Source organism: Enterorhabdus sp. P55, assembly GCF_009911695.1.
Classification (GTDB): domain Bacteria; phylum Actinomycetota; class Coriobacteriia; order Coriobacteriales; family Eggerthellaceae; genus Enterorhabdus.
The window spans coordinates 1-5,692 of the sequence record NZ_QWKK01000122.1 but is presented as its reverse complement, the minus strand read 5'-3'; the positions used below and the strand labels follow the sequence as shown (position 1 = coordinate 5,692).

5 protein-coding genes are annotated in these 5,692 nt (G+C 70.8%); 2 read left to right on the top strand and 3 right to left on the bottom strand.

Annotation, left to right across the window (positions count from 1 at the left end):
• The coding region (locus tag D1643_RS09455) for an acyl-CoA dehydratase activase-related protein (protein WP_236643528.1) at positions 1 to 2,303 on the top strand (2,303 nt) is incomplete at its 5' end.
• A gap of 257 nt (positions 2,304 to 2,560) precedes the next feature.
• Here D1643_RS09455 and D1643_RS09450 read toward each other — a convergent pair.
• Together D1643_RS09450 and D1643_RS09445 are read right to left on the bottom strand one after the other, a co-directional pair.
• The gene (locus D1643_RS09450; RefSeq protein WP_201751068.1) at positions 2,561 to 3,319 is read right to left on the bottom strand and encodes an SDR family NAD(P)-dependent oxidoreductase; all 759 of its coding nucleotides are present in this window, start codon (positions 3,317 to 3,319) and stop codon (positions 2,561 to 2,563) included.
• Between the two features lie 182 nt (positions 3,320 to 3,501).
• Positions 3,502 to 4,422: a 3-phosphoglycerate dehydrogenase gene (locus D1643_RS09445; RefSeq protein WP_160710382.1), complete on the bottom strand. Its 921-nt coding sequence runs from the start codon at positions 4,420 to 4,422 to the stop codon at positions 3,502 to 3,504.
• A gap of 156 nt (positions 4,423 to 4,578) precedes the next feature.
• Between D1643_RS09445 and D1643_RS09440 the strand changes: the two genes are divergently transcribed.
• Positions 4,579 to 4,791 (top strand): hypothetical protein, encoded by a 213-nt coding sequence (locus D1643_RS09440; protein ID WP_160710381.1) that lies wholly within the window; start codon positions 4,579 to 4,581, stop codon positions 4,789 to 4,791.
• On the opposite strand, the gene D1643_RS09435 is transcribed toward D1643_RS09440, so the two are convergent.
• Positions 4,788 to 5,692: amidohydrolase family protein (locus tag D1643_RS09435; protein WP_160710380.1), on the bottom strand; the 905-nt coding region annotated here is incomplete at its 5' end. The genes D1643_RS09440 and D1643_RS09435 overlap by 4 nt on opposite strands.

Sequence of the window (5,692 nt, the reverse complement as noted above, 5' to 3'; positions counted from 1 at the left end):
CGGCGGGTGGCGCGGCGGGCGCGGCGGGCGCGGAGGCGCGTGGAGCGACAAGCGGCGCGGCGGCGGGCGGCGGCGCTCCGAACCTGATGGCGCTTGAGCAAGGGCTCATCGCGCGGCTGGGGGACGTCGAGTCCGCCGAACCGCGCGGAAAGATGGCCCTTGGGATATTAGATACACTTGAGATGTACGAGGCGCTCCCCTTCTGGCATACGCTGCTGGCCGAGCTCGGGTTCAGCGTGCGCGTGCCTGACCACGCCATCGGCCAGGGAGGATCGCGTGCGGCTTGGGAGACGGTGCCCTCCGAGAGCGTCTGCTATCCCGCGAAGCTGACTCACGGCCGCCTGTTCTCGCTCGTGGACAAGGGCTGCGACGCCGTGCTCATGGCGCGCTTCGACCGTAGCCACCACTGTCCGGTGACCTGCGAGTACGCCGACGCCCTGGCCGATGGCGCCGGCCTTGGCATCCGCGATGGCATGCCGACGCTCCTAGCGCCGACGCTCAGCCAGAGCAAGCCGCGCTCCCTCGTCGCGTGCGCCGAGGATCGGGCGACCCTGGCCGCCTACCTCGAGCCGCTCGCGGCCGCCACGGGCATGCCCTTGGAGCCGAGTGAGCTGGATGCCGCCCTGGCAGCGGCGCTCGCGGCCCAAGAGGCCTTCGAGACCACGATGGAGCAGGCCGGCACGGCGGCGCTGGCCTGGGTGGAGACCGACCCTCGTCGCCATGCTGTCCTGGTGGCAGGCCGCCCCTACCACAACGATGCGGCACTCGCGCACGACGTAGACGCGATGCTCCACAAGATGGGCTTCGCCGTGCTCAACCCGCTGGCGCTCGGCAGCCGCCTGCGCGAGGCCGACGGACGCGCGCCGGGCGCTTATCCGTGGAAGCCCGCCAAGCACCTCGTCCGGACAGCTCGCTTCGCCCTCGGCCATCCGCAAATCGACCTCGTGTGCCTCCAGTCGTTCGGCTGCGGGTTCGACGCGGTGAGCCTGGAGGAGGTGCGCGACCTGGCCGTGGAAGCCGGCGCCCCCTTCACCGCCCTCAAGGTGGACGAGATGGTGGACACCGCCCACCTTCGCATTCGCCTGAGAACCCTCGGCGAGACCATCGCCGCCCGAAAGCGCCGCGCTACGCGCGTTTCACGTGAAACGCAAGCGGGATCCGGCGACGGGGGCGTGCGCGAGGGTTCGACACGCCAGAGCGCCTTCGGCGGAGGGGGCTGCGCGTCCGACGCCCTCGACGCGCATCAGGGGGCAGGCGCGTCCCACACCCCCGACACCTTCGACGACCTCAGCTTGTCGGGCGCGCCCGGCGCCTCCGACGTGCCGGGCACACCCGACGCGGCCAGTGCCCCCAGCACGCCCGCTGCGCCCGACGCCCCCGGATCCCAGGTCGCCTCCAGCATGCTCGGCTCCCTCGACGGGCGGCGGGAGGGAACGCCCGGCACGTCGCCGGGCTGCTCCCCCGACTCCGACTCCCCCGAGGGGCTCCGGCAGAAAGGCAGCGGCGCTTTCCTGCTGGATCGAGGGCTGGACGAAGGTGACCTCGAGGTCGCGCGGCGCTGCACGGCCAAGGACGTGTGCTTCACGGCCACGGCGCTGGCGGCACGGGCCATTCGCCTGCTGGAGGAGAACCCGGAGCTGGCGGCCATCACGCTGCCGGCGGTGTGCGAGCGGTGCCTGGTCGACGCCGTGCCGCGCATGGTCGAGCGCGCCACGGGACGCGCGCCGGAGTTCGTCTGGGAGCGCTCGTGGCGCGCGGATGACGCGGACGGCGCCTCGCCGCAGCACTCCGGAGAAGCAGCGCTGGCCGCAGGTGGCGCCCCGGGAGCCGAGCCCGAGGCGCCTGCCGCGCCCACCGGCGCAGCCGCGGAGGCGGAAGCGGCCGGCGCGCGTTCGACGGACGCCTCCGCCCAAACGCGGGCAAGCGCGAAGCCGCGCATCGGCATCGTAGGAAACCCGCTGCTCGTGCTCGACCCGTTCATGAACGACGGGCTGGTCGATCTGCTGAAGTCGCTCGGCGCCGAGCCGGTGCTTCCCGACGCCGACCTGCTGTTCGCCGATGACGTGCGCTTCCTTCCACAGCTCGACGCGTTTGCGGCCGCGGGCGTTCGCCACGTCATCTACCTCCAGTCCTTCGGCTGCCTGAAAGGTCACGTAAAGAGTCGCGGCGTCCTTCATGACCTGGGGAGACGCTACCCGAACCTGCAGGTGACGGTGCTCGACTACGATCCGGAGGCATCGGCGCTCAACCGCGAGAACCGCGTTCGCCTGGTGGTGGAGGCGGCGCGACGAGAAACGACCTAGCCCGCCGCCACCGGCCTGTCCCCCGACGACGAAGGCGCCCCCTCCGAAGAAGGGGCGCCTTCGCGGGAGCGCTAGCGGAAAGACGGAGCGCGGGGCAGGAGAACAAGCCGACGCCCCGCCTTCGCCTCCTCCTACCCCGCCTCGCGCGTTCCTCTCTGGCAGGAAGAGATCGCGATTGCGCCGCGGGGCGCCAAGGGCCGGAGAGGACGCCGGCGACCACCCCCTCCGAAGAAGGGGCGCCTTCGCGGAAGCGCTGCCTACGGACGGGAGAGTCCGTCCACGGGAATCACGGCGCCGGAGATGTAGCTGGCCATGTCGCTCGCCAGGAAGAGGTAGGCGTTGGCGATGTCAGAGGGCTCGCCCATGCGGCCGAGCGGGATGCTCGCGATGAGCGGCTGGATGAGGGACTCGGGCAGCGCGTCCACCATGTCGGTGTGGATGACGCCCGGTGCCACCGCGTTCACGCGGATGCCGTCCTTCGCCAGCTCGCGCGCGAGCGAGAGCGTCAGCCCGTTGACCGCGAACTTCGACGTGGGGTAAGCCGAACCCGAGGGCTGGGCGTAGCGCCCCACCATGGACGACGTGTTGATGATGCAGCCGCCCTCGCCCTGCTCGCGGAAGATGCGCGTCGCCGCCTGGCTGCAGAGGAACACCGCATCGACGTTGAGCTCCATGACCCTGCGGAACTCGTCGGCCGTGTAGTCGAGGATGGGCGTGCGCGAGCTGACGCCGGCGTTGTTGCCCAGGATGTCAAGGCGACCGAAGGCGTCAGTCACCTTCTGGAACTCAGACGCGATGGAGTCCGGATCGGTCAGGTCAGGCGCGATGCCCATGACCGGGTAGTCGCCATCGGTCTCGCGGAGCTCCGCGAGCGCGCGCTCCACGGTCTCCGGGCGCGATCCGCAGATGGCCACCTTCGCGCCGCACTTCAGGAACTCATGCGCGATGGCAAAGCCGATGCCGCGCGTGGCGCCGGTGATGATGGCCACCTTGCCGCTGAGGATTCCCTCTTCCATGATGCCTCCTTCTTCGGCCTCGGGCGCCACGCGCCGAGCCGGACGTGGTTGAGCGTTCCGCCCATGATAGAAGAAGGCCGCCGCACCCGAGGGCACGACGGCCAATTGCAACAGAGGCGAAACGCGGCGGATGTTTCAAGCCGCCGCGCCAGCCCGCGAGGCGCGACGCTTCCGACACGAGCTTACTTCATGTTGACGCAGTGAACCTTATTGCCGTTCTCCAGGTAGTCCATGATCTGGTTGACGGCCATGATGGCGCAGTTGTCCTCGGCCTCGGCCGTGGAGGCGCCCAGGTGCGGAATGACGATGGCGCCCTCCATGGCCATGACGGCCGGGTTGGCGAAGTCGGTGACGTAGCAGCCCACCTTGCCGTCGGTCAGGCCAGCAGCCATGGCGGCGTCGTCCACGAGGGTGTCGCGCGAGAAGTTGAGGAACACGACGCCGTCCTTCATCTGGGCGATGGCCTCGGCATTGATCATGCCCTTGGTATCGGGCGTAGCCGGCACGTGGATGGTGATGAAGTCGCAGGCCGGGTAGAGGTCGGCCAGGTCGGCAACGAAGGTCATGGCCGGCGAGATAGCGGCAGCGCGGTCGGCGTCGAGGAAGGGATCGTAGCCGACGACCTTCATGCCGAGCGCCTCGGCGGCGGCCACGACGAGCTTGCCGATGGCGCCCAGCCCGATGACGCCGAGGGTCTTGCCGGTGATCTCGCGGCCGGCGAACTGCTTCTTCGCCTTCTCCGCGGACTTGCCGATGCTCTCGTCGCCAGCGTTGTCGCGGCACCAGGCGATGCCGCCGACGATGTCGCGGCTAGCCAGCAGCATGCCGGCGAGTACGAGCTCCTTCACGGCGTTGGCGTTGGCGCCAGGGGTGTTGAGCACGGGGATGCCCGCCTCGGCCATGGCCTCGAGCGGGATGTTGTTAACGCCGGCGCCGGCGCGAGCGACCACCTTGAGGTTGGCGGGGATAGCCATCTCGTGCATATTGGCGCTGCGCACGAGCACGGCGTCGGCCTGCTCGATGTCGTCGACGAGCTCGTACTGGTCGGTCAGCAGGGCCAGGCCCTCGGGCGAGATGTTGTTGAGGCAGTGGACTTTGTACATGGCAACCCCTTAGCGTCGGCGCGTGGCCACCGGCTCGCGCGCGTTATCAGTGACGGCCCTAAGGATAGCGCGCCCCTGGCCGCACGGCGTCCGCGCCTGGCTGTTTTCGGGTGAGGTGAGCCTGAGAGGGCGCGTGCGCATCAAGGCGGGCCGTTTTTGGACATTTACTTCGAAATTCCGAGGCTCAGCTCGGGTTTTGCGGGCAGAAAGCGGGAGCTTGGCAAAAGACGAAAACGCGACCTGGGGAAACGCTTGCGCCACAACCAGACGTGGCCAAATGAAGCTCGGAATTTCGAAGCAGATGGCCATTTTCGCGGCATTCGCGCGCACGCCGAAGGAGGGCGAGGCGGCGAAGCGCGGGCACGCTAGCTGGCGGCGTAGACCCGGCAGCCGCCCACGTAGGTGGCGAGCACACGGGTCTGGAGGATGGCCTCGGGGTCGACGGCGGTGAGGTCGCGGTCGAGGACGACCAGGTCGGCAAGCATGCCAGGCGCGAGGACGCCCAGATCGGCGGCGCGCCCGGCGGCGCAGGCGCTGCCGGCGGTGTAGGCGCGCAGGGCCTCGGGCACGGTGAGCGCCTCGGCCGGCAGCCAGCCGCCGGCGGGCTCACGGGTGTCGGCGTCCCTGCGGGTGACGGCCGCGTAGACGGCGGCGAGCGGGTCGGTGGGCGTGACGGGCGCGTCGGTGCCGAAGGCGAGCGTGGCGCCCGCGTCGAGCAGCTGGCGGAAGGGCCACATATACGGCACGCGCGCGGGGCCCAGATCGCGCTCGGGCCCGCCGGGGTCGAGGGTCATGTGGCGCGGCTGCACCGACGCCACCACGCCGAGGCGGGCCAGGCGCGCGATGTCGGCTGGCTGGAAGTTCTCGAGGTGCTCGAGGGTGAAGACGGGCGCGACGGGGCCGGCAGCCGGATCGGGGGCGCGGCGGGTAGCAGGCGCGGTAGCCGGGTCGGACGCGGCAACCGGGTCGGGAGCGCAGCACGCAGCATCCGCGGCGGCCTGGTCGGGCGCGAGACGCACAGCATTTGCGGCGGCCTGGCCGGGCGCGATGGGGCCGGCGGCCGGGTCGGGGGCCAGACCGGGCGTGTAGCACTCGATGGGCGAGCCGGGCACGCAGTCCACGGCGGGACTGACGGGCGCGACGGGGCTGGCGGCCGGATCGGGCGCGCGGCGGGTAGCAGGCGCGGCGGCCGGGTCGGACGTGGCGGCCGGGTCGGGAGAGGTAGCCTGGCTGGGCGCGCGGCAGGCAGCAGGCGCGGTAGCCGAGTCGG